This is a genomic window from Mammaliicoccus vitulinus, assembly GCF_029024305.1.
In the GTDB taxonomy this organism is placed as follows: domain Bacteria; phylum Bacillota; class Bacilli; order Staphylococcales; family Staphylococcaceae; genus Mammaliicoccus; species Mammaliicoccus vitulinus.
The window spans coordinates 992409-1016757 of record NZ_CP118974.1; the positions used below are offsets into that span (position 1 = coordinate 992409).

Annotated in this window: 26 protein-coding genes; 21 read left to right on the top strand and 5 right to left on the bottom strand. The window is 32.4% G+C overall.

Features of this window, described 5'->3' with window-relative positions:
* Nucleotides 1-44: 44 nt before the first annotated feature.
* Nucleotides 45-380: a hypothetical protein gene (locus tag PYW35_RS05065; protein ID WP_103322726.1), complete on the top strand. Its 336-nt coding sequence runs from the start codon at nucleotides 45-47 to the stop codon at nucleotides 378-380.
* A gap of 58 nt (nucleotides 381-438) precedes the next feature.
* Here PYW35_RS05065 and PYW35_RS05070 read toward each other — a convergent pair whose 3' ends face one another.
* Nucleotides 439-945, bottom strand: coding sequence for a gamma carbonic anhydrase (locus PYW35_RS05070; RefSeq protein ID WP_103322725.1), 507 nt, complete (start codon nucleotides 943-945; stop codon nucleotides 439-441).
* 84 nt (nucleotides 946-1029) lie between these two features.
* Between PYW35_RS05070 and PYW35_RS05075 the strand changes: the two genes are divergently transcribed.
* Nucleotides 1030-1845 (top strand): alpha/beta fold hydrolase, encoded by an 816-nt coding sequence (locus PYW35_RS05075; RefSeq protein WP_016911971.1) that lies wholly within the window; start codon nucleotides 1030-1032, stop codon nucleotides 1843-1845.
* An 81-nt stretch (nucleotides 1846-1926) separates the two neighbouring features.
* Nucleotides 1927-2334 carry a transcriptional regulator, SarA/Rot family gene (locus PYW35_RS05080; RefSeq protein WP_016911972.1) on the top strand — a complete coding sequence of 136 codons (408 nt, stop codon included), beginning with the start codon at nucleotides 1927-1929 and terminating at the stop codon, nucleotides 2332-2334.
* A gap of 54 nt (nucleotides 2335-2388) precedes the next feature.
* Here PYW35_RS05080 and mnmM read toward each other — a convergent pair whose 3' ends face one another.
* Together mnmM and mnmL are read right to left on the bottom strand one after the other, a co-directional pair.
* On the bottom strand, nucleotides 2389-2946 hold the full coding sequence (gene mnmM, locus PYW35_RS05085; RefSeq protein WP_103322724.1) for a tRNA 5-(aminomethyl)-2-thiouridylate-methyltransferase MnmM: 558 nt from the start codon (nucleotides 2944-2946) through the stop codon (nucleotides 2389-2391).
* Nucleotides 2943-3902, bottom strand: a complete 960-nt coding sequence (mnmL, locus tag PYW35_RS05090) for a tRNA modification radical SAM protein MnmL/YtqA (protein ID WP_103322723.1) — start codon at nucleotides 3900-3902, stop codon at nucleotides 2943-2945. The genes mnmM and mnmL overlap by 4 nt, the downstream gene beginning before the upstream one ends.
* Nucleotides 3903-4022: 120 nt before the next feature.
* Between mnmL and PYW35_RS05095 the strand changes: the two genes are divergently transcribed.
* The 3 genes from PYW35_RS05095 (at nucleotide 4023) to PYW35_RS05105 (ending at nucleotide 8207) form a co-directional block, all read left to right on the top strand.
* Nucleotides 4023-5201, top strand: coding sequence for an MDR family MFS transporter (locus PYW35_RS05095; RefSeq protein ID WP_103322722.1), 1179 nt, complete (start codon nucleotides 4023-4025; stop codon nucleotides 5199-5201).
* A gap of 288 nt (nucleotides 5202-5489) precedes the next feature.
* The gene (gene leuS, locus PYW35_RS05100; RefSeq protein ID WP_103322721.1) at nucleotides 5490-7874 is read left to right on the top strand and encodes a leucine--tRNA ligase; all 2385 of its coding nucleotides are present in this window, start codon (nucleotides 5490-5492) and stop codon (nucleotides 7872-7874) included.
* Nucleotides 7875-7895: 21 nt separating this feature from the next.
* The gene (locus PYW35_RS05105) at nucleotides 7896-8207 is read left to right on the top strand and encodes a rhodanese-like domain-containing protein (RefSeq protein ID WP_103322720.1); all 312 of its coding nucleotides are present in this window, start codon (nucleotides 7896-7898) and stop codon (nucleotides 8205-8207) included.
* A 66-nt stretch (nucleotides 8208-8273) separates the two neighbouring features.
* On the opposite strand, the gene PYW35_RS05110 is transcribed toward PYW35_RS05105, so the two are convergent.
* Entirely contained in the window at nucleotides 8274-9530 is a 1257-nt protein-coding gene (locus tag PYW35_RS05110; RefSeq protein ID WP_103322719.1) for a BaiN/RdsA family NAD(P)/FAD-dependent oxidoreductase, read from the bottom strand.
* A 122-nt stretch (nucleotides 9531-9652) separates the two neighbouring features.
* Between PYW35_RS05110 and PYW35_RS05115 the strand changes: the two genes are divergently transcribed.
* The 9 genes from PYW35_RS05115 to PYW35_RS05155 all read left to right on the top strand — a co-directional run bounded on the left by PYW35_RS05115 (nucleotide 9653) and on the right by PYW35_RS05155 (nucleotide 18986).
* Nucleotides 9653-11287: a putative polysaccharide biosynthesis protein gene (locus PYW35_RS05115; RefSeq protein WP_103322718.1), complete on the top strand. Its 1635-nt coding sequence runs from the start codon at nucleotides 9653-9655 to the stop codon at nucleotides 11285-11287.
* 3 nt (nucleotides 11288-11290) lie between these two features.
* Nucleotides 11291-11992, top strand: coding sequence for a pseudouridine synthase (locus tag PYW35_RS05120; RefSeq protein WP_169925684.1), 702 nt, complete (start codon nucleotides 11291-11293; stop codon nucleotides 11990-11992).
* Nucleotides 11993-12061: 69 nt separating this feature from the next.
* Nucleotides 12062-12487 carry a YtxH domain-containing protein gene (locus PYW35_RS05125; protein ID WP_016911981.1) on the top strand — a complete coding sequence of 142 codons (426 nt, stop codon included), beginning with the start codon at nucleotides 12062-12064 and terminating at the stop codon, nucleotides 12485-12487.
* Between the two features lie 334 nt (nucleotides 12488-12821).
* Nucleotides 12822-14237 (top strand): dipeptidase PepV, encoded by a 1416-nt coding sequence (gene pepV, locus PYW35_RS05130; RefSeq protein WP_103322716.1) that lies wholly within the window; start codon nucleotides 12822-12824, stop codon nucleotides 14235-14237.
* Entirely contained in the window at nucleotides 14237-15085 is an 849-nt protein-coding gene (dat, locus tag PYW35_RS05135) for a D-amino-acid transaminase (protein WP_103322715.1), read from the top strand. The genes pepV and dat overlap by 1 nt, the downstream gene beginning before the upstream one ends.
* A gap of 256 nt (nucleotides 15086-15341) precedes the next feature.
* Nucleotides 15342-16133, top strand: a complete 792-nt coding sequence (locus PYW35_RS05140; RefSeq protein WP_016911984.1) for a phosphotransferase family protein — start codon at nucleotides 15342-15344, stop codon at nucleotides 16131-16133.
* A gap of 13 nt (nucleotides 16134-16146) precedes the next feature.
* Nucleotides 16147-16782 carry a tRNA (guanosine(46)-N7)-methyltransferase TrmB gene (gene trmB / locus PYW35_RS05145; RefSeq protein ID WP_016911985.1) on the top strand — a complete coding sequence of 212 codons (636 nt, stop codon included), beginning with the start codon at nucleotides 16147-16149 and terminating at the stop codon, nucleotides 16780-16782.
* A 175-nt stretch (nucleotides 16783-16957) separates the two neighbouring features.
* Entirely contained in the window at nucleotides 16958-17800 is an 843-nt protein-coding gene (locus tag PYW35_RS05150; RefSeq protein WP_103322714.1) for a YtnP family quorum-quenching lactonase, read from the top strand.
* Entirely contained in the window at nucleotides 17790-18986 is a 1197-nt protein-coding gene (locus PYW35_RS05155) for a MalY/PatB family protein (protein WP_103322713.1), read from the top strand. Before PYW35_RS05150 ends, PYW35_RS05155 begins: the two co-directional genes overlap by 11 nt.
* 45 nt (nucleotides 18987-19031) lie before the next feature.
* Here PYW35_RS05155 and PYW35_RS05160 read toward each other — a convergent pair whose 3' ends face one another.
* Nucleotides 19032-19346 carry a hypothetical protein gene (locus PYW35_RS05160; RefSeq protein WP_016912067.1) on the bottom strand — a complete coding sequence of 105 codons (315 nt, stop codon included), beginning with the start codon at nucleotides 19344-19346 and terminating at the stop codon, nucleotides 19032-19034.
* Nucleotides 19347-19425: 79 nt separating this feature from the next.
* Here PYW35_RS05160 and PYW35_RS05165 point away from each other — a divergent pair, with 79 nt between their 5' ends.
* The 6 genes from PYW35_RS05165 (at nucleotide 19426) to PYW35_RS05190 (ending at nucleotide 24215) form a co-directional block, all read left to right on the top strand.
* Entirely contained in the window at nucleotides 19426-20502 is a 1077-nt protein-coding gene (locus PYW35_RS05165; RefSeq protein WP_016912068.1) for a M42 family metallopeptidase, read from the top strand.
* 87 nt (nucleotides 20503-20589) lie between these two features.
* Nucleotides 20590-21372 (top strand): amino acid ABC transporter substrate-binding protein, encoded by a 783-nt coding sequence (locus tag PYW35_RS05170; protein WP_016912069.1) that lies wholly within the window; start codon nucleotides 20590-20592, stop codon nucleotides 21370-21372.
* Nucleotides 21353-22072 (top strand): amino acid ABC transporter permease, encoded by a 720-nt coding sequence (locus tag PYW35_RS05175; protein ID WP_016912070.1) that lies wholly within the window; start codon nucleotides 21353-21355, stop codon nucleotides 22070-22072. The genes PYW35_RS05170 and PYW35_RS05175 overlap by 20 nt, the downstream gene beginning before the upstream one ends.
* Entirely contained in the window at nucleotides 22069-22797 is a 729-nt protein-coding gene (locus PYW35_RS05180) for an amino acid ABC transporter ATP-binding protein (protein ID WP_103322712.1), read from the top strand. The genes PYW35_RS05175 and PYW35_RS05180 overlap by 4 nt, the downstream gene beginning before the upstream one ends.
* A gap of 90 nt (nucleotides 22798-22887) precedes the next feature.
* Nucleotides 22888-23904 carry a PTS sugar transporter subunit IIC gene (locus PYW35_RS05185; protein ID WP_016912072.1) on the top strand — a complete coding sequence of 339 codons (1017 nt, stop codon included), beginning with the start codon at nucleotides 22888-22890 and terminating at the stop codon, nucleotides 23902-23904.
* A complete protein-coding gene (locus tag PYW35_RS05190; RefSeq protein ID WP_016912073.1) occupies nucleotides 23901-24215 on the top strand; it encodes a thioredoxin family protein in 315 nt (104 codons plus the stop codon). The genes PYW35_RS05185 and PYW35_RS05190 overlap by 4 nt, the downstream gene beginning before the upstream one ends.
* The last annotated feature ends 134 nt before the right edge of the window (nucleotides 24216-24349 follow it).

A 24349-nucleotide genomic window follows, 5' to 3' on the forward strand; every position in this document is an offset into this window, starting at 1 on the left:
GATATAATTGTATTATTAGAAATGACTATAAAGGAGTTATTATAATGTTTAGGGATATGGCATTTTATATGTTCGGGAAACCGTTAGACAGCTTCGTACAATTATTTATTTTTGAACCTATTGTAATTGGCATTCTTGCAATTTTGATTGCTATGATTACAAAAAGGTCATGGACAGTATTTGTTACAATCATTGCATTAAATATCATTGATAATTTCTTACTCGTTAATTATCAATTTAGTGGGCAAGGATTTGGAACAATTTTTACACAAAATATTGTATTCTTCTTTGAGAAATTTTTCTCTATGTTTTATGAGATTATCATTGCATATATTATCGTGAAATTACCAATTATGCATAGCAAATTTAAAATAGCTTAAATTAAAACGCACCCTTTAAAGTGAAAGATTTAAAGGGCGCGTTTTTAATTTTGTAATATCAATCTTCTTTATAGAGTCTAGCTTTTTCTATATATGAATCATTGATTCTTTTTAATTCGTTATAATCTTCCTCAGTTAATGATCTAACTACTTTAGCGGGACGGCCAAAAGCTAAAGTGTGTGGCGGAATTTTTTTACCAGGAGGTACTAGTGAACCAGCGCCGATAAATGCATATTCTCCAATTTCAGCTCCATCTAGAATTGTGGAATCCATACCTATTAGTGCATGTTTACGGATAATGCTAGAGTGTAAAGTAACTTTATGTCCAATAGTTACGTAATCTTCTAATATGAGAGGTTGGTCAGGACTTTGATGAAAACAACATAAATCTTGGACATTGACACCTTTACCGATAATCGTTGGCGCAACATCTCCTCTAATAACAGCATTAAACCATACTGAACTATTTTCGCCAATGTTTATATCACCAATTAATGTAGCATTTTCAGCTATGTAACAACTAGGGTCTATAATAGGGCTTTTGCCTTTGAAAGATTTAATCATGTAAGATTCTCCATTCTTTTGAAAAAATTTGTTATACTAAGTTTAACAAAAATGTAGCGATATAAGTAAAAGGAGTAAAATATTATGTGGAAATGGGAAACTGAGAAAGAAGCTAAAGGTATTGTTGTAATTGTACATAATATGCTTGAACATACAGGAAGATATGCATATGTCATTACTAAGCTACGAAGAGAAGGCTACCATGTAATAATGGGAGACCTAAGAGGACAAGGCCAAACTTCACGTGTACATAGAGGACATGTTGATAATTTTGAAGAATATCATGAACAAGTTTTGGAATGGCTAGCAATTGCAGAAGAATATCATTTGCCTGTATTTACACTTGGTGTAGGTTTAGGAGGACTGATTTTACTTAACTTGTTAGAAAAAGTAGACATTAAAGTTGAAGGTGTACTATTAATATCTCCACTAGTTGCTTTCCAACAAAATATATCTACAAGAAGAAACTTTTTAGCTTCAAGTTTCGGAACAGTTGCTAAAGATGCAAAGTTTGATACAGGAATTAAAGTAGAAAGTTTAACACGTAATAAAGAAGTAATTGATGATACAAATAAAGATGCTTTAATGTTAAATAAAGTAAGCTATCATTGGTATAAGACGATTTTAGAAACGATGAAGAGTACGATGGAAAACATTCATCATATCTCTCCAATACCTACATTACTTATGTTAGGTACTGATGATAAAATAGTAGATACAGAATCTATAAGAACAATTGGAAAAACAATCAATACGAATGAACTTTATTTTAAAGCATGGCATGGCTTGAATCATGAAGTACATAACGAACCAGAGCGTGATAATGTCATGAAATATATCATTTCATTTATGAATAATCGTATACATTATGTTGGTTTATTAATAGATGATGAAGCGTAATGGTTATAAAATATTGTGATTGAGCTTAAACGACTCTAATACGGGTATATTGTAGATATAGAGAACGTTGGAGGCGAGTTTATGACTGAAAAAGTAAATAATGTGAGTGACTTAATTCTATTAGATGATATTCAAAAAAATATTAATAATATATTTTACGAAATTGAAGAAAAGTTTGGAATTGAAAAAGAAGAATTTCTAACATTAATCATGTTGTGGAATAATGGATCGATGAGTCTTAAAGAATTAGATAGCTATATCGATATCAAGACATATAAGAGAACAAGACTATATAATAATTTAGTTAAAAAGGGTTGGATTAAAAAAGTCCGTCCTGAAAATGATGAAAGAACTGTAATTGTTGAAGTAAATGAAGAATTTGCTGAGAAAAAAGAAGCGATTATTGACTTCGCATGTGAAGAAATTAAGAAGAGAAAAGGTCATTTTGAAAAACAATTTGAATCAATTGTGAATAATTGTAACGTATAAAAAGAAAATATCTCTTCATTAGGTTATCGCCTAGTGAAGAGATATTTTTGTATTTTATCTTTTTTCGATAGCAATAATATAAGGTGGGTTATTCTTTTGATTAATGAATTGATAATGCAGTACATGGGCTGTTTGTTGATCGATTGATTTTACAAATTCCATTACTTCATTAGACTCTACTTGACCTTCGGGATGTCCAGGATATACAACCAACACAATAATGCCATTTTTTTGAGTGATTTCAAAGAGTGATTCTATCGCTTTAATAGTAGTTGATGAATTTGTTGTAATTTTTTTATCGCCTTTAGGCAAGTATCCTAAGTTGAAAATTGTTGCATCTATATAATTATGATCTTTACTTATAATAGAAGCAGCGTTTTCATGTCCTGTTTGATAATAATGAATGTGATTAAAAGTCTTTGTTTTTTCTTTAGCATTATTTATAGCATTTTCTTGTATATCGAATGCATAGACTTCACCATCTGTAACTTGGTTTGCAAGGAATAAAGTGTCGTTACCATTACCACATGTTGCATCTACGACAATGCTTTTAGTAGTAATATGAGAAGCTATTAGTTTTCTCGCGTATGGAAGAATACCATCAACGATCATGATTTAATGTGTTCTGCCTTTATAAATTTAGATCCTTGCATTGTGCCACGTTCTTTTAGTTCATTATCAATAGCATTTAATACTTCCCATTTATTAACACTCCACATAGGTCCAACCATCAAGTCGATTGGTCCATCTCCAGTTATACGATGAATAATCATTTCTTCAGGTAATATTTCGAGTTGATCGCAGACTAATTGTGTATAGTTATCTTGCGTCATAAATTCAAGCATACCTTTTTCATACTGTTTAACCATAGGCGTTCCTTTTAATAAATGGAGTAAATGAATTTTAATTCCTTGAACATCCATTTGAGCAACTTCTTTAGCTGTTTCCATCATCATATCGTAATCTTCACCTGGTAAACCGTTGATGATATGTGTACAAATATTGATATTATGTTTTCTAAGTTTAGCTATACCTTCGTAGTAACATTCCATATCGTGTGCACGGTTAATCAAATCGGATGTTTCTTGATGTACAGTTTGTAAACCTAATTCAACCCATAAATAAGTTCTTTCATTTAATTCAGCTAAATATTCTACTACATCATCTGGTAAACAATCGGGTCTTGTAGCAATTGACAAACCAACTACATTTTCTTCGGCTAAAGCTGCTTCATATTTCTCTCTTAAAACTTCTACTGGTGCATGTGTATTCGTGAAAGCTTGGAAATAAGCGATATATTTTCCTTCAGACCATTTTTCATGCATTTTATCTTTTATTTGTTTGAATTGCACATGTATTGGTTCTGCTCTATTACCTGCAAAATCACCACTGCCGGCTGCTGAACAGAAAGTACATCCGCCGTGTGCAACTGTGCCATCACGGTTAGGACAATCAAATCCACCATCTATAGCAATTTTAAATATTTTTTCACCAAATCTATTTCTTAAATGATAATTCCATGTATGATATCTTTTGTTATCAAACGCAAAACGGAATCGTTCTGTCATTTTATTTCACATCCTGTTCTACAAACTTATCTAAAGCATTTTAACATATAATATTGAACTTTTGCAGAAAAAGGTTTAGACTATTCGAATTGACAAAATCTGAGAGGAGGGTTGAAACCCTTGAAAATGCCTAAAATCGTTAAAATGTTAATTATAGGTATGGCTATCAATATTACGGGATCAAGTTTTTTGTGGCCGCTTAATACTATATATATGAATGAAGAATTAGGGAAGAGTTTAAGTACTGCTGGTGTCGTTTTGATGATTAACGCATTCGGTAGTGTTATTGGAAATTTATTAGGTGGAACTTTATTTGATAAAATCGGAGGGTTTCGATCTATTATTTTCGCCTCTATATTAAATATTTTGAGCTTAGTTGGTTTGAACTTCTTAAACGATTGGCCATGGTATCCATTTTGGTTAGTCATATTAGGGTTCGGCGGCGGTGTTATTGTGCCAGCTATTTATGCGATGGCAGCTACAAGTTGGCCTAATGGAGGTCGTGCAACATTTAATGCAATTTATTTAGCTCAAAATTTAGGTGTATCTATCGGTGCAGCAGCTGGAGGGTTTGTTGCTGATTTCAGCTTTAGTTATATTTTTATGGCTAATTTATTATTATATGTTGTCTTTATCATCATAGCGCTTAAATATTACAATATTGATTTAGACATCCATGTAAAACATGATGAAGGCATAACAAGTGCCGTTCATGTAAGAGACAAAAGGAAATTCACTGCACTTATATTATTATGTACGATGTTTAGTTTATGTTGGATCGGTTATGTTCAATGGCAAACGACTATCGCTACATATACTCAATCTGTAGGTATCTCTTTAAAACAATACAGTTTATTATGGACGATTAATGGTGTGCTTATTTTAGCTGGTCAACCTTTAATTGCACCAATCATAAACAGACTTAAAGAAAAATTGAAATTACAAATGTTTATAGGACTTACGATTTTTATTGTCAGTTACTTAGTTACAAGTATTGCAGAACAATTTACGATGTTTGTAGTAGGAATGGTAATTTTAACTTTGGGTGAAATGTTTGTATGGCCGGCAGTACCAGCTATCGCAAATCAATTAGCACCGAAAGGAAGAATGGGCGCTTATCAAGGAATCGTCAATGCTTTTTCAACAATAGGTAAAGCGTTTGGTCCAGTTGTCGGTGGTGTACTTGTCGATGTATTCGATATGAAAGCGATGTTCTATAGTATGATATTACTTATTCTAATTGGATATTATTTCTTATACATTTATGATAGAGGAATTTCGAAACAAGATTTGCCATAAAGTTAAATAAAACTTGCAAAATATATAGAAATTGCATAATATTAGGATGTATATAAGGCGTAGTCGCTTTAATGTGAATCTTAAGAGAGTCAGTGGTGCTGAGAACTGATGATATCCATTAAGTGAACTTATGAACAATTAATTATTTCTTAAAAGCAATCTTAAACCATATAAATGAAGTGCACTTTTTAGTGAATTCTGGGTGGTACCGCGGCATAATCATTAAAGTCGTCCCTACTGTTATTATGGTTGGGATGGCTTTTTTTATTTTATAGGAGGAACAAATAAATGAATTATAATCATCAAGAAATTGAAAAAAAATGGCAAGGATTTTGGGAAGAAAATAAAACATTTAAAGCTGACGATAATGTTGGACAGAAAAAATTCTATGCATTAGATATGTTTCCTTATCCATCTGGATCTGGCTTACACGTAGGTCATCCAGAGGGTTATACAGCTACTGACATTGTTTCAAGATATAAAAGAATGCAAGGCTATAACGTACTTCACCCTATGGGCTGGGACGCATTCGGTTTGCCAGCAGAACAATATGCTATAGATACAGGGAATGATCCTAAAGAGTTTACAGCTAAAAATATTGCTACATTTAAACGCCAAATTCAAGAATTAGGTTTCTCTTATGATTGGGACCGTGAAGTAAACACTACAGATCCAGAATATTATAAATGGACACAATGGATTTTCATTCAATTATATAATAAAGGATTAGCTTATGTAGATGAAGTAGCAGTTAACTGGTGCCCAGCATTAGGAACTGTACTATCTAATGAAGAAATTGTTGACGGTGTTTCTGAACGTGGTGGACATCCAGTCGTGCGTAAACCTATGAGACAGTGGGTATTAAAAATTACAGAATACGCTGATCGTCTATTAGAAGACTTAGAAGATGTTGATTGGCCAGAATCTATTAAAGATATGCAAAGAAATTGGATTGGTAGATCAGAAGGTGCAGAATTAACATTTAATATTGATGATACTGATCTTTCATTTGATGTATTTACTACAAGACCTGATACAATATATGGCGCTACATTTGCCGTTCTTTCTCCAGAGCATCCTTTAGTAGATCAAATTACAAGTGAAGATGAAAAAGAAGTAGTAGAAGCATATAAACTTTCTGCATCTCGTAAATCTGATTTAGAAAGAACAGATTTAGCAAAAGATAAAAGTGGTGTGTTTACAGGTGCATTTACTACTAATCCATTCACTGGCAAGAAAATGCCTATTTGGATTGCAGATTATGTATTAATTAGTTATGGTACAGGTGCTGTAATGGCTGTTCCTGCTCACGATGAGAGGGATGCTGAGTTCGCTGAGAAATTCAATTTAGACATCATAACTGTTTATAATGAAGACGGTAAAATGATTGATTCAGACGTGCTTAATGGCTTAACTAAAGAAGAAGCGGTGCCAAAAGCAATTGAATTGTTAGAAGAAAAAGGTATCGGTAAGAAAAAAGTAAGTTATAAATTAAGAGATTGGTTATTTAGTAGACAGCGTTATTGGGGAGAACCAATTCCTGTAATACATTGGGAAGATGGTACGATGACAACTGTTCCAGAAGAAGAATTACCACTGTTACTTCCAGAAACAGATCAAGTAAAACCATCAGGTACTGGAGAGTCACCACTTGCTAATATTGATGAGTTTATTAATGTAGTCGACCCTAAAACAGGAATGAAAGGTCGCAGAGAAACAAATACGATGCCACAGTGGGCAGGTAGTTGTTGGTATTATTTAAGATATATTGATCCACATAACGATGAACAATTAGCAGATCCAGAAAAACTAAAACATTGGTTGCCAGTAGATTTATATATCGGTGGAGTTGAACATGCAGTTCTTCATTTATTATACTCAAGATTCTGGCATAAAGTGCTTTACGATATCGGCGTTGTACCAACAAAAGAACCATTCCAAAAATTATACAATCAAGGAATGATTCTTGGTGAAGGTAATGAAAAAATGAGTAAATCTAAAGGCAATGTTGTAAATCCAGATGATATTGTTCGTTCACATGGTGCAGATACATTACGTTTATACGAAATGTTTATGGGACCACTTGATGCAGCAATTGCTTGGAGTGAAAATGGATTAGATGGTTCACGTCGTTTCTTAGACCGAATTTGGCGTTTACTTGTTTCTGAAGACGGGAACATTACAAGTAAGGTCGTAGAAGAAGCGACACCAGAGTTAGATAAAGTTTATAACCAAACTGTTAAAAAAGTTACAGAAGACTTTGATACATTGAACTTTAATACAGCAATCAGTCAAATGATGGTATTTATAAATGACTGTTACAAACAAGATCATATAAACAAATCATATGTTGAAGGATTCTTGAAAATGTTATCACCAATTGCGCCACATATTTCTGAAGAATTATGGCAAAAATTAGGTCACGCTGACACAGTAACATATGAAGAATGGCCAGTATTTGACGAAGCGCTATTAGTAGATAACGAAGTAGAAATAGTTATTCAAGTTAACGGTAAATTGAAAGATAAAGTAAAAATTTCTAAAGATTTAACTAAAGATGAAATGGAAGCAGTAGCTTTAGATAATGATAAAATAAAAGAAGCTATTGAAGGTAAGACAATACGTAAAGTGATTGCCGTACCTCAAAAATTAGTTAACATCGTTGCAAATTAATCAATTAGGAGTGTTCTAGCTATGAAAGAAATTACAGTAACAGAATTAGCGAGCAAAATAACATCTAATAATCCAATAAACATTGTTGATGTGCGAGAAGATTATGAAGTAGCATTAGGTATGATTCCAGGTGCGAAACATATACCGATGGGCGAAATACCAAATGAATTAAACCATTTTGATAAGAACGAAACATACTACGTTGTATGTGCAGGTGGTGTTAGAAGCGCTAATGTTGTTGATTATTTAAACGACCATGATATTGATGCTGTTAATATAGAAGGCGGCATGAATGAGTGGGGCGATGACGGTTTAGAAAATAAAAGAGTTTAAATAAAATAAATCACCCAATCCGTTGGAATCATTTTCGGATTGGGTGATTTTATATTTCTGATTTTGTTATTCATATATTGAAGCATTATATCCTGCTACATAACCCGTGACTAATGCGCTCGTTATATTATATCCACCTGTATACCCATGAATATCTAAAACTTCTCCAGAGAAAAACAACCCAGAACATATTTTAGATTGCATCGTATGAGGTTCTATTTCTTTAATATTTACGCCACCACCTGTTACAAATGCTTTATCAATAGGTAAAGTTCCGTTAACAGTAAATGTAAATGCTTTAAGATTTTGTACAAACGTTTTGATGGCTTGCTGTGATAAATGATGATATGTCACATCTATGTCTACTTCAGACTGTTCTAATATAAAGTGTAAATATCTTTCTTGAACGAGACCTTTTAAAGCATTCTTTATTGCTTTATTAGGCTCATCTTTTAATTTTTTTACGATTTGTTGCTCTAACTCGTGTGCACTTATTTCTGGAAAAGCATCGATAGACATCTGTATTTCATTTTTCTTTTGTGATTGTTGTTCTTTGTAAATAAATTGACTACATCTCAAAGCTGCTGGCCCTGAAACACCAAAGTGTGTAAACAACATATCCATGTGATGTGTGATTCTAGGTTTGCCATTTTTCTTTAAAACAGAAAGTCCTATATTTTGCAGGCTTAGTCCTTGTAATGTTTTGTTTTTGATGAAGGGTTCACTAGATTTTATAGGGACTTCTGTTGGGAAAAGATCAGTTATTGAATGTCCAATATGTTCTGCGAATTTATAACCATCACCTGTAGAACCTGTATGTGGTACGCTACATCCACCTGATGCAATAATGACAGTGCGTGAGGGGATAAACGTTCCATCTTGTAATGTCACACCTGTAATTTGTTGATTTTCACTTTCTATTGATGATACGGTAGTCTCTTGACGTATTTCTACACCATTTTCTTTAATGGCATTCACAAGCGCTTCGACAACGTCTTGTGCACGGTTAGATACGGGAAACATACGACCATGATCCTCTTCTTTTAACTTTACTTCACGAGACTCAAAAAATTGTATGATAGATTCATTGTCAAAAGTTGAGAAAGGGCTATATAGAAACTTTCCATTTCCGGGAATGTTTTTTATAATTTCTTCATAAGGTAAACGGTTTGTAACATTACATCTACCGCCACCTGAAATACGAAGTTTACGACCTAGTCCTTTTTTCTTTTCGATTAATAAAACGCTGTTCCCTTGAGCACTTGCACTATAAGCAGCCATTAAACCACTAGGTCCAGCGCCAATTATTATTGTATGATACATAAGTTACCTCCATAAGTCGATGTAATAATATTTTAACGAATATTGTGTCTTTAAAAAAGTAGTAGAATAGAAATAAACCTGTTATTATTAAATTTAAAAGTAAATTAGATAGGGATGAAATTATGTCAGAAAGTAAAGCGCTCGTAAGAGGAACCTTCCTTCTTACAGCTAGTATTTTAATAACGAAAGTCATAGGTATACTTTATTTAATACCTTTCTACGCGATTATTGGCGACGAAAAAAATCTTGCACCATTTACATATGCTTATCAACCATACACAATCATGATAACAATCGCAACTGCTGGTGTACCGTTAGCAGCAGCAAAATATGTATCTAAATATAATGCGCTCGGTGCATATAAAGTAAGTAGGAAACTGTATCAATCAAGTTTTATTGTTATGTCCATTTCAGGTATTATCGGATTTCTACTTCTATACTTCTTATCACCTACAATTGCTCAATTAACATTAGCAAATAAAGGTGGAATAGAAGGCGGTTGGCAAATAGATGATATTACGACTGTTATTAGAACAATCAGTTTCGTAGTATTATTCATTCCTTTGTTAGCAACATGGAGAGGTATTTTCCAAGGTTTCAATTCAATGGGTCCAACAGCAGTTTCAGAAGTTACTGAACAAGTTGCACGTATTGCTTTTATTTTGGGCGGTAGTTACATCGTATTATACGTGATGGACGGTTCAGTCCTAATGGCTAACCAAGTTGCGACATTCGCAGCAGGAATAGGTGCCATAATAGCTCTATTAACATTACTATATTTTTGGGTTAAAAGAAGGCATTTCATTAAAGCTGAAGTTGAACAAGATACGAGTGATATTGATGTTTCGTATTTCAAAATTTATAAAGAAATTATTAAATATAGTATACCGTTTGTTATTGTCAGTTTATGTTTCCCAATTATTAACTTAATTGATCAGTTTACGCATAATACTGGATTAGCTATGGCAGGTGTAAATAGTGAATTGCACGATATATACTTCACGATGTTGAGTATGACTACAAATAAAATTGTTATGATTCCAACTTCATTAGCAGCTGGTTTTGCGGTTAGTTTAGTTCCTTTTATAACAAACACTTACAACTCGGGTAGAATCGATGCTATGCATCATCAAATAAGAAAATCTTTAGGCGTATTACTTTATTTAACTGTACCTGCTTCATTGGGCATTATGGTACTTGCACAACCTTTATATAACGTGTTTTATAGTTATAGCCCAATGGGAACTGAAATTCTATTTTGGTATGCACCAGTCAGTATTTTAATCGCCTTATTATCTGTAACAGCTTCAATGTTACAAGGAATCGATAAACAAGCTTTAACAGTATGGATTGTAATCGTATCTTTAATTGTAAAAGCTGTAATTAATTTACCGTTAATTATGATGTTCCATACTTTAGGTGCGGTGTTAGGTACTGCAATTGCATTACTCATTGCAGTGATTTTAAACTGTTTAGTACTTTGGAAATATGCAGACTTTAAATTTAACATTACAATTTATCACACGTTAAGAATTACTTTCTACACGATTATAATGGTTCTATTAGTAGAATTAAGTTATTTTATCGTATCACTATTTATTGACCCAACATCTAAATTAGGTGCGTTAATTGTACTTATTGTCGGAGGTTGTGTCGGTGTAGTTGTATATGGATTTTTAACAATGCGCGCTCGACTAGCAGATGAATTTTTAGGCGAAGTCACTTCTAAAATTAGACGTAAAATTAAGTGGGTGTAAATGATGAGATTAGATAAATTTTTAGCAAATTCAGGAATTGGTACACGTAAAGAAGTGAAAAAATTCCTTAAGAAAAACTTAGTAAAAGTAAATGATGTAATCGCTAAAAAACCTGAAATGCATATTAATCCTGAAGAAGATATTATAACATTTGATGATATTCCTATTGAATATGAGCCAGTTGTTTACTTAATGATGAATAAACCAGCAGGGTATGTATCAGCTACAGAAGATGACGAACATGAAACAGTGATCGATATTGTTCCTGAATATATGCACTTAGATTTGTTCCCTGTAGGTCGATTAGATAAAGATACTGAGGGATTACTGTTGTTAACGAATGATGGCAAGTTCTCTCATCAGCTTATGAGTCCAAAGCATAGAGTTCCTAAAAGATACTATGCAGAAGTTGATGGACATATTAACGAAGATGCAATAAAGAAATTTGAAAAAGGAATTGATTTAGGCGATTTCACATCTTCACCTAGTGAATTGGAAATAATCGAGAGTGGGGAAAGTTTCAAAGCGATTGTGACAATTTATGAAGGTAAGTTCCATCAAGTTAAAAGAATGTTCCATTCAATAGACTGTGAAGTCACATATTTAAAACGACTACAAATTGCAAGTTTAGAACTCGATGAGCAATTAGAATTAGGGGAATATAGACATTTGATGGAAGAAGATTTCAAACTTTTAAATTTATAAGGTTAAAATGTTTATAACTATATTGTAAGGGTATATTAATTAATATTAACTAAATAGAGGTGGATACAAATGGCTAAAAAAGCAGGATTATTTAGAACATTAGTTGTATTAGGAGGAACTGCAGCAGCAGTCGTATTATCTAAAAAAGATAATAGAGATAAATTAAAAGATGAATACGGTAAGTACAAAGAAGACCCAGAGAATTACAAAGAAAATGCTAAACAAAAAGCAAATGATTTAAAAGGGAAAGCACAAGACGAATATTCTAAATATAAAGAAGACCCAACTTCTTACAAAGAATCAGCTAAAGTAAAAGCTAAAAGTGAATTACAAAAAGCAAAAGAAAATCCTAAAGGATATGCTTCTAATGCTAAATCTCGTCTTAAAAAAGAAGATCAAGAGCCAATCGATCAAAGAGAAGCTAAATTTGATGATGAAGGCGGAACAGCTAATAACAATTTAAGAGTTGTTACAGAAGAAGACTTAAAAAAATAATAGAATAACGAAAAGACCGATAGTTTTTCCGGTTATAGACTGTCAACAAAGTCACCGACTTTGTTGGCAGTTTTTTTATCTATAAGCTTTGAACAATCATATTTTTATCTCGTATTTTAGTCAACAGAGGTTGTGTTGGTAGATTTGTTGCCGAATTTCTTGTGGGAAATAATTTTATTAAAATTATTTCATTATATATGACCATAGCCGTACGTAAAAGGAAATAACTTTTGAGTTAAAAAAATAGAAAATTATCAGTATTTCTATTTCATATTTACAAAAATATCATGTATTATATAGATAACTATTCAACTTAAGAAAGAGATGATTTTCGATGTGGAGAAATAAAGTTAAAGAATATGAAGAAGATATTATTAATGATTTAAAGGGGCTCTTAAGCATCGAAAGCGTTAGAGATGATGCAGCAAGTACATACGACGCGCCAGTTGGACCTGGTCCAAAAGAAGCATTGAATTATATGTATCAACTAGGTGAAAGAGATGGATTTTCTTATGTAGATATCGAAAATATTGTCGGAAGAATTGAAGCAGGTAAAGGTGACGAATTATTAGGTATACTTTGCCATGTTGATGTTGTACCTGCTGGAGCAGGTTGGGATACTGATCCATTTGAACCAGTTGAAACAGAAAATACAATAATAGCTCGTGGTACTTTAGACGATAAAGGGCCAACAATAGCAGCGTATTATGCAGTTAAAATACTGGAAGATATGAAAGTTGATTGGAAGAAAAGGATACATATCATTGTAGGTACAGATGAAGAATCTGATTGGAAATGTACAGACAGATATTTTGAAACAGAAGAAATGCCTTCTGTTGGTTTTGCACCGGATGCTGAATTCCCATTAATTCATGGAGAAAAAGGTATCGTAACATTTAATATACTGCAATCAGGATATGTTGAAGATAATGATGAACCAGAAGTAGAATTAAAAGCATTTTTCTCAGGAGAAAGATTTAATATGGTTCCTGATACTGCTCAAGCTAAATTACTCATTAAAGAACAAATGACGAATGTCGTACAAAAATTCGAATCATTTTTAAATGAGCATGAAATTGAAGGAGAAACTTCAATTGATGAAGGGTTCTTAACATTAATTGTACACGGTAAATCAGCTCACGGTATGGATCCTACGCTAGGAATCAATGCAGGTTTATTACTGATTCAATTCTTAAATGAATTAAATTTAGATAAATATGCGAGTTCATACGTTAAATTTGCTAATGACTATTTAGTTGATTCTCCAAAAGGCGAAAAAATGGGTATGAAATTTGCTACTGAAGAAATGGGAGAAGTAACAACTAATACAGGTATAATGAGTTATACAGATGTAGACGGTGGTCAATTTGGCGTTAATTTAAGATATCCAGAGGGCTTTAACTTTGATCAGTCTTTATCTCGTTTCTCTGAAGAAGTCACTGAAAAAGGCTTTGAAATAGAAATGGACAAACACCAATTACCTCATTATGTTGATAAAAACGATCCATTTATAGAGAAGTTATTATCAGCTTATAGAGAGCAAACTGGGGATCAATCCGAACCATTCACAATTGGTGGCGGAACATACGCTCGAAATTTAGATAAAGGCGTCGCTTTTGGTGCGATGTTTAAAGAATCAGAAGATTTAATGCATCAAAAAAATGAATATATTACAAAAAAACAATTATTTAATGCAACTGCAATTTATTTAGAAGCAATATACAATGTCTGTGTAAAGGGTGAAGAGTAATGACATATATTTTTATAAACGATGAATTTGTTGACGAATCAGAAGGAAAAATCAATTATTCTGACAGAGGATATAACTTTGGTGATGGTATTTATGAATATATACGTATTTATGACGGCAAAGTATTCACATCTAAAGAACATTATGAAAGATTGTTTAGAAGTGCGAAAGAAATCGGTTTAAACTTAGAAGGTTATTCTGTTGAAGGATTAACAGAAGTAACAAAAACGTTAGCGGCAAAGAATAACGTCGTAAATGGTGGGGTATACATCCAAGTTACACGTGGTGTTGCACCTCGTAATCATCCATTTCCTGATGCAAGCACTAAACCAGTATTTTCTGCTTTTTCAAAAAGCTATGATAGACCATATGAAGAATTAAAAAATGGTGTAAAAGCGATTACTGTAGATGATATTAGATGGTTAAGATGCGATATAAAGAGTTTGAATTTACTAGGTAACGTGTTAGCTAAAGAAAAAGCGGCACAAAATGGTGCTTTCGAAGCAATCATGCATAGAGATCAAACTGTTACAGAAGGTAGCTCAAGCAACGTATATGCTGTTAAAGACGGCAAAATATATACACATCCTGCAAACAACTTAATATTAAATGGTATTACGAGACGTATTATTAAAAAATCAGCAGAAGCATTAAATATTCCATTTATTGAAGAAGCATTTACATTAGATTTCCTAAATGATGCTGATGAAGTAATTATTTCAAGTACATCTATTGAAGTTATGCCAGTTATTCAAGTAAACGATAACAAAATCGGTGACGGTAAAGTAGGTCAAATTACGAAACAATTACAAAAATCATTTGATAATTATATAGAGTCGGAAGCATAAAAATATTTTAGTGTAAATTTAAAATCTCAACCAAACCATATGAATACTGAATTTATTAGACATATTATATATGAATAGGTTCAAAATACTCGAAAGTTTTCATTTATGAGGTTGAAATCTTAACCAAAAGATAATAAAATTTAATACAAGCGCACTAAAATAACAAAAATTAAACGAAATTTTTAAGATTAAAATATGACTCTTGAAAAGTAATATTCTTGAGTCTTTTTCTTTTTCTGAAAGTGAGGTGGATAGGTTGGAACATTTTTATCAATTAGGATGGACGTTAGACTCAGCAGGTGGAGCATCTGGTGAAGCATATATGGCAGAACAAGATGGCCGCAAGCTCTTCCTAAAACGTAATTCAAGTCCTTTTTTAACAGCGTTATCTGCTGAAGGTATCGTACCTAAATTAGTCTGGACTAAAAGGATCGAAACAGGAGAAGTTGTAACTGCACAACATTGGAAAAATGGTAGAGAGTTAGTCCAAGATGAAATGAATTCTAACCGTGTTGCCAAACTTCTTAAAAAAATACATTCTTCTAAACAATTATTAAATATGCTTAAACGCATGGAAATGAAACCTATGCATCCAGAGCTATTATTTAAGAAAATCAATAGTTCTTTATCTAGACATGTCTTAACAAATAGAACTGTAAGAAAGGCATTGCTATATTTAGAAGATAATATGCCTACACTTGATAGCAGATTTTATACTGTTATACATGGCGATGTTAATCATAACAATTGGTTATTATCAGACCAAGATGAACTGTTCCTAGTCGATTGGGAAGGTGCAATGATTGCAGATCCAGCTATTGATATCGGCATGATATTGTATACTTATGTCGATGAAAATGACTGGGCAGATTGGTTATGTAAATATGGAATTAACGACACTCATGATTTGAAAAAACGTATGAAATGGTACACGTTAATTCAAGCTATCGCGATGGTAGAATGGTACGAAGAGAAAAAGCGATATAATGATATGAATGATTGGTTAAACTTCTTAAATGAAGTGATGACAAGAAATGTATTTATATAAGGAGCTACTTTGAATGAGAATGAGAAATAAACCTTGGGCTGATGATTTTTTGAAAGATCATCCCAATTTAGTAGATGTAGATCAAAATCATCAATATAAAATGGCTGAATGGTTTGATAAAGATCAGCCAATTCATATTGAAGTTGGAACTGGTATGGGAAGGTTTATCACTGAAACAGCCAAGCAAAATCCTAATATTAATTATGTAGCAATTGAAAAAGATAAAAATGTTATGGTCAGAGTTTTAGAAAAAGTTAAAGAAATGGAATTAGACAATCTCAAATTAATCAATCAAGATGCAAAATTGTTAACTGAGTATTTTGTCGAAAATGAAGTTTCAAGAATATATCTTAACTTTTCTGACCCATGGCCTAAAACACGTCATGCAAAACGTAGATTAACACACTCGTCCTTTTTAGAAATATATCAGCATATTTTGAAAAAAGACGGTCAAATACACTTTAAAACTGATAATCAAAAATTATTTGAATACAGTTTAGAAAGTATGTCGCAGTATGGTATGTCATTTGATTATATAAACTTGAATTTACATGAAGAAGAACCAGAAGATAATATTCGTACAGAGTATGAAGATAAATTCTCAAACAAAGGATTTAGAATTAATCGAATGGAAGCAAGTTTTAAATAAAAATAAGAGGTTGGGACAATTAATTTGTTCCAACCTCTTATTTTTATTTATTCTTTTGCCCCACATATTATATTTCTCCTCACAACTTTATTAAATATCCAGGCTACTAATCTTGAAAGATGTTCGATAAACCAATTAATGATAAAATAAAATTAAATGATTGGAGGGGAAAATTATGTTGAATATAGGTGATTTTAAATTGTATCCATTACAAGGTGGTATTACTCAAATGGATGGTGGTGCGATGTTTGGTGTTGTACCTAGAGCTTTGTGGTCGAAAAAGTATCCACCTAATGATCTTAATCAAATACCTCTCGTTACACATCCGATATTTGTTCAAACTGAAGGACACAATATTATTATTGATGCTGGTATGGGTAATGGTAAGTTAACTGATAAGCAAAAAAGGAACTATGGTACGACTTATGAAAGTGATATCGAACATTCATTAAAACAATTTGATATTGGCATAGACGATATAGATATTGTAATTATGTCACATATGCATTTTGATCATGCGTGTGGTCTGACTACTCCTGATGGTCAATCTGTATTTAAAAATGCGACAATTTATACGTCTCAAATTGAATGGAATGAACTAAGGTCACCAAACATTAGAAGTAAAGCTACATATTGGGAAGAAAATTATAAAGGCATTGAACATCAAGTTATGACATTTGTTGATAGTATGGAAATTATTCCTGGTATAACTATGCGTCATACGGGTGGACATAGTGCTGGTCATAGTGTTATTGAATTGGAAAGTAACGGTATGAAGGCTGTTCATATGGCAGATATTTTACCAACATTAGCCCATTTAAATCCGTTGTGGGTTACAGCTTATGATGATTATCCAATGGATTCCATTGATGCTAAAGAAAGACTTCTACAAAAATATATTAAAGAAGATTATTGGTTTGTATTTTATCATGATGCAAATCATTTTGCTGTCCGTATTGATGAACAAACAAGGGGAATTAAAGAAGACATTAGAAGGGATGATTTAATTGAAATATAATTTTGATGAAGTAATAGATAGAAGGGGTACTGCAACTATAGCGTATGAAGGTCAACGGAAAGTATATGACTACGAAAATTTAGAGCCATTCTGGATTGCTGATATGGATATTAAAACGCCTGACTTTATTATCGATCATTTAAAAAACAAATTAGATCAAGCGCATTTTGGTTATTTAGTATGGAAACAAGAAGAATACTTAAATGCAATTAAGCATTGGTACAAAACGAGATTTTCTGTGAACGTCCAGAAAAATGATATTTATTATGTACCAAGCATTTTGTTTACGGTAACTGAAGTCATTCGTGAATTTACAAAAGAAGGTGAAGGCGTATTAATTCATACACCTGCATATAATGCATTTTTAAATTTGATTGAAGGTAATAAAAGAGTAGCAGTCGAATCACCATTAATAACAACAGACAATGGATATGAATTGGACCATGAACAATTTGAAAAGGTGGCAGCACGAGAAGATGTTAAAGTACTTGTTCTCTGTAATCCACATAATCCTACTGGTAAAGTATGGACGAAAGAAGAATGCGCCTTTATGAAAGAAGTTTGTGAAAAGCACGATGTCTTTATTGTATCTGATGAAATCCATATGGACTTTGTAAGAAGTGATAAAGGATTTTACTCAATGGCAAATGAGATGAAATTAGATTCACCGATAGTAGTTGTAACGGGGTTAGGAAAAACATTTAATTTAGCTAGTTTAGCAAGTAGTTTTATGATGACAAAGCATAGATACTTCACATTACAATTCAATAGAAAGCTTGCAACTTACTATGGTTTAGCTGCTGCTAATACACTTGCAGTTGAGGCTGTAAAAGTAGCGTATACACAAGCAAGTGATTGGGTAGACCAATTAAATCAACATATTGATAAAAACATGACGCTATTAGAGGAATTTATAAAGAATGAGATGTCCGACCAATTAAGTTTCATTAAACCAGAATCTACATATTTAGCTTGGATTGATTTTGCTAAAAGTGGATTTAACGAAAGTGACGTTCAAAAAGCGTTACAATCGGTAGGGAAATTAGCAACCGGTATTGGAAATTCATATGAACTTGGTGAGAGTCATCACTTTAGAATGAATTTAGCTTGTAGTGAAGATAAATTGATTAGTGGATTAGAAGCTATTAAAAAATCGTTTGATGCTTTAGAAAATGATGAAATATAAAAAACATGATGTACAAATAAGTACATCATGTTTCATTAAATGATATTAAATTTCGTAAATATCAATGACTTGGCCATTAAAAGCATCAGCAATGAATTCGTAGTGTACAAGTTTGTCATCTTTATTTACAGAAATGCCACCATGTACTACTTTTGTTTCAATGCCGAATTTTTGGTAGGTCTTTGGGATATGTAAGATATAAGATGCTTCAACATTGTTAAATTCTTTTTTTACTTGTTTAAGTATTTCTTCACAATTATAAAGTTTAAATTGTTTGAAGTAGATGATACTAGCAAGAACACTTATTCCTGTAAAAACAGAAAAGATTAATATGACGAAGCGTAACTTATTATTTTGCATGACCATGCCTCCTTTTTCTTAAATTTAGTTTAACACAAAGCTAGTATGATAGATAAATATTTAAATGAGGAGATTCATAATGACACAAATTAGACAAGAAACACTCACTAGAATGAAAGAACTCACTGAATTACACGCAGTTCCTGGATTTGAAAATGAAGTACGTGAATATTTAAAAGAAAAAATGGCACCATATGTTGATGAAATCATTGGAGATAATATGGGGAGTATTTATGGTGTTAAAAAATCTAAAAAAGAAAATGCACCTAAAGTATTAGTAGCAGCACATATGGATGAAATCGGGTTTATGGTTACTGAAATGACAAAAGAGGGTATGTTAAAATTTACAGCACTTGGTGGCGTTTCATCAGATGTGTGGTTATCTCAAACTTTACAGTTAAAAACCCGAGAAGGTCGTTACTATAACGGAGTAGTTGGAAGTATACCTAAACATTTTAGAACGGGTAAAGAAACAGGCGTTTCTATTGCTGACATGTTATTAGATGTTGGAGCTGAGAGTTTAGACCAATTAAAAGAAATGGGCATTAAAATTGGCGATACGATAGTTCCCCGTACAGATTTTGAAAGATTAACTGAAAATAGGGTGTTAGCTAAAGCTTGGGATAATAGATATGGATGTCTCGTCGGCTTAGAGTTGTTAGAACAATTGAAGGATAAAGAACTAGATGTCGATTTATATGTTGGCGCAAACGTTCAAGAAGAAGTTGGTTTAAGAGGCGCTTCAGCAAGTGTTAACCTTATTCAACCTGATTTAGCTTTAGTAGTAGATTGTTCACCTGCAAATGATATGAAAGGTCATATCGGTTTATCTGGAGCTTTAGGTAAAGGTGTGTTAATTAGAATACTAGATCGTACGATGATTCTTTCAGAAAGAATGAGAGATTATTTAATTGATACTGTAGAAGAAAAAGAGATTGAACATCAATATTTCCAATCACCAGGTGGTACAGATGGAGGAGAAATTCATAAATCTTTAACAGGTATTCCAACAGCAGTAATAGGTGTATGTGCAAGGTATATTCATACGAGTAAAGCTATTTATGATGTAAGAGATTACTTAAGTGCAAAAACATTGCTCGAAGAATTAGTATTAGATTTAAGTTCAGAAAAGATTGAATATTTGAAATTTAATTAATCCAGATTATAGTAATTGACAGTAGTTGGATTTCGGTCTAAACTATGTTTATTCCGATTAGGATACTAAGAATAGAGGGATGTATAAATGAAAAAAGGTATATTTTTAATTATTGCATTAATAATAGTGTTAGCTGCTTGTGGGAACGGCAATGACTCTAAAGAAAGTAGCAGTAAGAAAGATGATAAAACATTAGTAGTTGGTACAGAAGGTACTTACTCACCGTTTAGCTATCATGATAAAAATGACAAGTTAACGGGTTATGATGTAGAAGTTACTAAAGCAGTAGCAAAAGAAATGGGTTATAAAGTTAAGTTTAAAGAAACACAATGGGATTCAATGTTTGCAGGTTTAGATGCAGGACGCTTTGATATGGTTGCGAACCAAGTAGGTATTAATGATGAGAGAAAAGCTAAATACAAATTCTCGGATCCATATACTTATTCAAAAGGTGTATTAGTAGTTAATGAGAATAATACAGATATTAAGTCATTTGATGATGTAAAAGGTAAAAAGCTTGCTCAAACTTTAACATCTAATTATGGTCAACTTGCTAAATCTAAAGGTGCAGATATTACGAAAGTAGATGGTTTCAACCAAGCTATGGATTTATTACAATCTAAACGTGTTGAAGGTACATTTAATGATAATGTTTCATATTTAGATTATAAAAAGCAAAAACCAAATGCTAAAATCAAAGCTATTGAAGGCGATGCAGAACAAAGTCAATCAGCATTTACTTTTAGTAAAAAAGAAGATGACAAAGTTATTAAAGACTTCAATAAAGGCTTGAAAACATTAAAAGATAATGGCGAATTAGAAAAAATAAGTAAGAAATGGTTTGGCGATAATGTTTCAGAGCCTAAATGATGAACAACTTCATGCATTAAATGCTGCAAAACAAGCATTTTTACCTATGCTAGAAGGTTTAGTTAAATATTCTATACCTATAACGTTAGTTACTTTTGTTATTGGTTTAATTTTAGCTTTACTTACTGCTTTGATGCGTATTTCTAGTAGCAAAGTACTTAAAGGGATTGCCCGTTTTTATGTTTCAATCATTAGGGGTACACCTATGATTGTTCAATTATTCATTATCTTTTATGGTATCCCCGAATTAGGTAGATTGGTAACAGGTAATGCAGAGAATCAACTCACCTTGTCACCGGTTATAGCTGCAATTATAGGTCTGTCACTTAATGTAGGTGCATATGCATCTGAAATATTAAGAGGTGGCATTATGTCGATACCTAAAGGACAGACAGAAGCAGCGTATTCAATTGGTATGAACTATAAACAAACAGTGCAACGAATTATACTACCTCAAGCAATTAGAGTGTCCATACCAGCTTTAGGTAATACTTTCTTAAGCTTAATAAAAGACACTTCATTATTAGGTTTCATTTTAGTAGCTGAAATGTTTAGAAAAGCGCAAGAAGTGGCATCTACTACGTATGAATTTTTAACAATTTATGTATTAGTTGCGATTTTATATTGGATCGTATGTTTCATTATATCAGTCATCCAATCTTACTATGAATCTTATATTGAAAGAGGGTATCGCTCATGATTGAACTTCAAAATATAAAAAAATCTTTTAATGATGTAGAAGTAATCAAAGGGATTAATCTTTTAGTAGATAAAGGTGAAGTGATCACTTTAATAGGTAGATCTGGTTCTGGTAAAACGACATTGTTAAGAATGATAAATGCTTTAGAGATTCCAACTGAAGGTACAGTGTTTGTAAATGGCGAAACATATACATCCAATAATAAAAAAGCTCAAATTAAAGTTAGAAAACAGTCTGGTATGGTTTTCCAAAATTACAACTTGTTTCCACATAAAACAGCGATTGAAAATGTAATGGAAGGCTTAATCACTGTTAAAAAAATGAACAAGCAAAAAGCTTATGATGAAGCACTCCAACTTTTAATAAAAGTTGGGTTAGAAAGTGTTAAAGATCAAAGACCACATGCTTTATCTGGAGGACAACAACAACGTGTTGCAATTGCACGAGCATTAGCTATGAACCCTAAAGTTATGCTTTTTGATGAACCGACATCAGCATTAGATCCTGAACTTGTTAATGATGTTCTTAAAGTTATTAAAGATCTAGCAAACGAAGGTATGACAATGGTCATTGTTACGCATGAGATGCGATTTGCAAGAGAAGTTTCAGATAGAATGATATTCATAAATGATGGATTGATAGGTGAAGAAGGTGAACCAGAAACATTGTTCACTCAGCCTAAAACAGATGCATTAAAAAAATTCCTTAATGTTATAGAAGTATAGTGAATTCTATAAAAGTACATGTAATTATTTGAAATTAAATAATTACATGTACTTTTTTATAGTATAATCTTTTTTAAGGAGTGTGAATAAATGGAGAAAGTAAAATCATTTTTCAATAGAACAATAATCGATGGTCTTAGTTTTATGGCTTTAGGTTTATTTAGTACTTTAATTGTTGGACTCATTATAGAAACGCTAGGTCAGACTTTAAATACATACTTCGATACATCGATTATGATAGAGATAGGAAAATTAGCTCAAACATTAACTGGAGCTGGGGTAGGGGTAGCTGTTAGTTATGGATTAGGCGCCTCACCATTGATTATATTTACAACAGCTGTTACAGGAATGTATGGTTACGAGCAAGGTGGCGCTGTAGGTAGTTATTTAGCTTCAGTAGTTGCAAGTGAATTAGGTAGATTTTATTCTGGTAAAACTAAAATTGATATTATTTTGTCACCAATTTTAACGCTATTTATTGGTACATGTATTGCGAAATTTGTAGCACCTTTTATAGATATATTTATGAAAGAATTGGGTAGTTGGATTCAATTAAGTACTGAACAGCAGCCTTTGTTAATGGGGATGTTCGTAAGCTTTTTAGTAGGTATCACTTTGAGTAGTCCGATTTCCAGCGCTGCGTTAGCTTTAATGCTCGGCTTAAGTGGCACTGCAGCAGCGGCGGCGACAATTGGCGGATGTTGTCATATGATTGGCTTTGCAGTAACGAGTTATAGAGACAACGGCATTTCAGGGGTAATTGCTCACGGTATAGGAACAAGTAAATTACAAATTCCTAATTATTTAAAACAACCATTTATATTAATTCCCCCTGTAGTTGCAAGTTTAGTAGTGGCACCGATTATGACGGTCTTTTGGCCGATGGAAAATAATGCAGCAGGCGCAGGTATGGGGTCAAGTGGGCTTGTAGGTCAAATTATGACGATCAAGACAATGGGTAGCTCAACTGAAGTCTTGTTACAAATCGCATTTTTCCACTTTTTATTACCGGCAGTAATCTGTTTATTTGTTTATCAATTATTAAGAAAGTATCATATAATAAAAGATGGTCAACAATCTCTAATGATAGGAAGTGTCAAAAAATGAAGCAATTGACTTCAATTGAAGAATTTAAAACTTTAATTAATGAACCAACTATATTTATGTTTACAGCATCTTGGTGTCCAGATTGTCACTTTATTGATCCGGATTTACCAGCACTTGAAGAAAAGTATAAACAATATCAATTCGTATCTGTAGATAGAGATGAGTTTATTGACTTATGTCAAGAAGTGGATGTTATGGGTATTCCGAGTTTCATCGCTTATGATAAAGAACAAGAATTAGGAAGATATGTAGGCAAAGAACGTAAAACAATTCCTCAAATCAGTTCATTTATTGATGGATTAAGCGAATAAAATAATAGAAAAAAAGCAGGTCGAAAAAAAGTTTCTTTTATTTTCGATTTACCTGCTTTTTTATTTTATTTAAGTTGATTTATATATGTTTATCACTGTTACATAACTGTGTTTTGTTGTAAACTATATAGAGG

Excerpts from the sequence above, each read along its gene's own strand:
- PYW35_RS05065 (WP_103322726.1), top strand. The coding sequence starts at position 45 with ATGTTTAGGGATATGGCATTTTATATGTTCGGGAAACCGTTAGACAGC.
- PYW35_RS05070 (WP_103322725.1), bottom strand. The coding sequence starts at position 945 with ATGATTAAATCTTTCAAAGGCAAAAGCCCTATTATAGACCCTAGTTGT.
- PYW35_RS05075 (WP_016911971.1), top strand. The coding sequence starts at position 1,030 with ATGTGGAAATGGGAAACTGAGAAAGAAGCTAAAGGTATTGTTGTAATT.
- PYW35_RS05080 (WP_016911972.1), top strand. The coding sequence starts at position 1,927 with ATGACTGAAAAAGTAAATAATGTGAGTGACTTAATTCTATTAGATGAT.
- mnmM (WP_103322724.1), bottom strand. The coding sequence starts at position 2,946 with ATGATCGTTGATGGTATTCTTCCATACGCGAGAAAACTAATAGCTTCT.
- mnmL (WP_103322723.1), bottom strand. The coding sequence starts at position 3,902 with ATGACAGAACGATTCCGTTTTGCGTTTGATAACAAAAGATATCATACA.
- leuS (WP_103322721.1), top strand. The coding sequence starts at position 5,490 with ATGAATTATAATCATCAAGAAATTGAAAAAAAATGGCAAGGATTTTGG.
- PYW35_RS05105 (WP_103322720.1), top strand. The coding sequence starts at position 7,896 with ATGAAAGAAATTACAGTAACAGAATTAGCGAGCAAAATAACATCTAAT.
- PYW35_RS05110 (WP_103322719.1), bottom strand. The coding sequence starts at position 9,530 with ATGTATCATACAATAATAATTGGCGCTGGACCTAGTGGTTTAATGGCT.
- PYW35_RS05115 (WP_103322718.1), top strand. The coding sequence starts at position 9,653 with ATGTCAGAAAGTAAAGCGCTCGTAAGAGGAACCTTCCTTCTTACAGCT.
- PYW35_RS05120 (WP_169925684.1), top strand. The coding sequence starts at position 11,291 with ATGAGATTAGATAAATTTTTAGCAAATTCAGGAATTGGTACACGTAAA.
- PYW35_RS05125 (WP_016911981.1), top strand. The coding sequence starts at position 12,062 with ATGGCTAAAAAAGCAGGATTATTTAGAACATTAGTTGTATTAGGAGGA.
- pepV (WP_103322716.1), top strand. The coding sequence starts at position 12,822 with ATGTGGAGAAATAAAGTTAAAGAATATGAAGAAGATATTATTAATGAT.
- dat (WP_103322715.1), top strand. The coding sequence starts at position 14,237 with ATGACATATATTTTTATAAACGATGAATTTGTTGACGAATCAGAAGGA.
- trmB (WP_016911985.1), top strand. The coding sequence starts at position 16,147 with ATGAGAATGAGAAATAAACCTTGGGCTGATGATTTTTTGAAAGATCAT.
- PYW35_RS05150 (WP_103322714.1), top strand. The coding sequence starts at position 16,958 with ATGTTGAATATAGGTGATTTTAAATTGTATCCATTACAAGGTGGTATT.
- PYW35_RS05160 (WP_016912067.1), bottom strand. The coding sequence starts at position 19,346 with ATGCAAAATAATAAGTTACGCTTCGTCATATTAATCTTTTCTGTTTTT.
- PYW35_RS05165 (WP_016912068.1), top strand. The coding sequence starts at position 19,426 with ATGACACAAATTAGACAAGAAACACTCACTAGAATGAAAGAACTCACT.
- PYW35_RS05170 (WP_016912069.1), top strand. The coding sequence starts at position 20,590 with ATGAAAAAAGGTATATTTTTAATTATTGCATTAATAATAGTGTTAGCT.
- PYW35_RS05175 (WP_016912070.1), top strand. The coding sequence starts at position 21,353 with ATGTTTCAGAGCCTAAATGATGAACAACTTCATGCATTAAATGCTGCA.
- PYW35_RS05180 (WP_103322712.1), top strand. The coding sequence starts at position 22,069 with ATGATTGAACTTCAAAATATAAAAAAATCTTTTAATGATGTAGAAGTA.
- PYW35_RS05185 (WP_016912072.1), top strand. The coding sequence starts at position 22,888 with ATGGAGAAAGTAAAATCATTTTTCAATAGAACAATAATCGATGGTCTT.
- PYW35_RS05190 (WP_016912073.1), top strand. The coding sequence starts at position 23,901 with ATGAAGCAATTGACTTCAATTGAAGAATTTAAAACTTTAATTAATGAA.